At 74.1% G+C, this 1,462-nt stretch carries 2 protein-coding genes; both read right to left on the reverse strand.

What is annotated here, in order from left to right; translation table 11 throughout:
* Nucleotides 1-199 (reverse strand): cellulose binding domain-containing protein (locus tag ADY01_RS41210; RefSeq protein ID WP_049581030.1); only part of this gene is annotated, 199 nt, incomplete at its 3' end.
* Nucleotides 196-1,209 (reverse strand): hypothetical protein, encoded by a 1,014-nt coding sequence (locus tag ADY01_RS41215; protein WP_049581031.1) that lies wholly within the window; start codon nt 1,207-1,209, stop codon nt 196-198. The genes ADY01_RS41215 and ADY01_RS41210, both read right to left, overlap by 4 nt.
* Nucleotides 1,210-1,462 lie beyond the last annotated feature (253 nt).

The raw sequence follows: 1,462 nt of genomic DNA on the forward strand, positions 1-1,462 counted from the left end.
TGAGCGTGACCTCGGGAACGGCGTACTCCGCTCCGCTGTTGGTCTGGAAACCGAAGGTCAACGTGCCTCCGGCGCCCACGTTCCCGTTGTACGCCGCGTTCCTCGCCGTCACCTGGGTGCCGCTCCGGCTGATATCGGCGTTCCAGGAGCTGGTGATCGAGCCCGCGGGGAGGGAGAACCCGACCGTCCAGCCGCTCACCGCACGCCGCACCGTGCGGCGAGCCCTCGCAGTTCGGGGCTGGTGCGGCCGGAGACGAGGAGCCCGGACAGGAGGGCTCTGACTGCCGGACGGGCGTGCGTTTCCTCCTGCGCATGGTGCTCGGCCCCCAGCAATGCGCGGACGCATTCCTCGCGACGACCGAGTTGCCCGAACGCGCCGGCGAGATCGGTGTAGTAACGGGCACGGCGCTCGACGGTGGGCAGTGCCGCCGGGGTGAGGGAACGTGCGGCGGTCAGCGCCGCACCCGGATCGCCGAGGGAGTTCTCGGCGGAGATGCGGTGCAGCGTCACGGTGGCCGGGCTGAAGCCGCCACCAGGCGCCCGGAGGAGGGGCCCGTGCGCTTCGCGGGCGAGGGCGGCAGCCTCGCGCATCCCCTGTTGATCGCCGGCGCGGGCGGCGGTGTAGGCGGCGGACTGGATCAGCAGGCCGCGCTCGGCGTTGCCAGGGGCTCCGAGGTTTCGGAGGTCAGGGTGATCCGCGGCCGTCAGGGCGATCGTCATGGCCTCGCGGTGCCAGCCCGCCCGGCGGGCGAGGACGGCCAGATTCCGGGCCGCCTCGCCACGGGTGAGGACGTGGTCGCCGGACTCGGCGAGGCTCCGGGCGCGGTCGGCCGCCATCCAGCCGAGCTCCGACGCGTCGAGCTTGGTGAGCATGCGGGTGGCCAGCAGGTAGACCTCGGCGAGCAGGGCATGGTCAGTGGGCCGCCCGGGGGCGGCCAGATGCGTGTGGCCACTGGTGAGCAGCCTGGGCAGGCGGACACTCAGAGCGGCGTAGTGGCAGCCGTCGTATTCGACGTGGGCACGGTCCAGTTCGGTGCGCAGCCGGTCGGGCGGGACGACGGTGGTGCTGCCGACACCGAGCAGGGCATCGCGCAGGCGAGCGACCAGGACGTCACCGAGCGGCGCCTGCTCCGCGGCGCTGGGCAGGCGAGCGCCGCTGGTCACGGCGGCGGTGACTGCGAGGCCGGAGAGAAGCTGCCGTCGCCGCACCGGATCCTCCTCGCTTCGTTGCCTCGGTCCGCCGGTCACGATAGACGCCGGCAGGCCCGGATGCCCGGCATCATGCCGTCCCCGAGCGCACGGACGGCGCCGGCACCGGTCGGCCCGTCCCCGTCGGCACCGTGACCTTGGCCGTCGACCACGGCATGCGGACCGCCGAGCTCTCCATCGCCCCCGGACACGCCCCGGCCCGGCGAGGGCCCCGGTGGGGCTCCGCCGGGCCGGGGCCGGGAGGGGGGTGCCG

Origin of the sequence: Streptomyces sp. SBT349, assembly GCF_001083795.1 — a bacterium.
Taxonomy (GTDB): Bacteria; Actinomycetota; Actinomycetes; order Streptomycetales; family Streptomycetaceae; genus Streptomyces.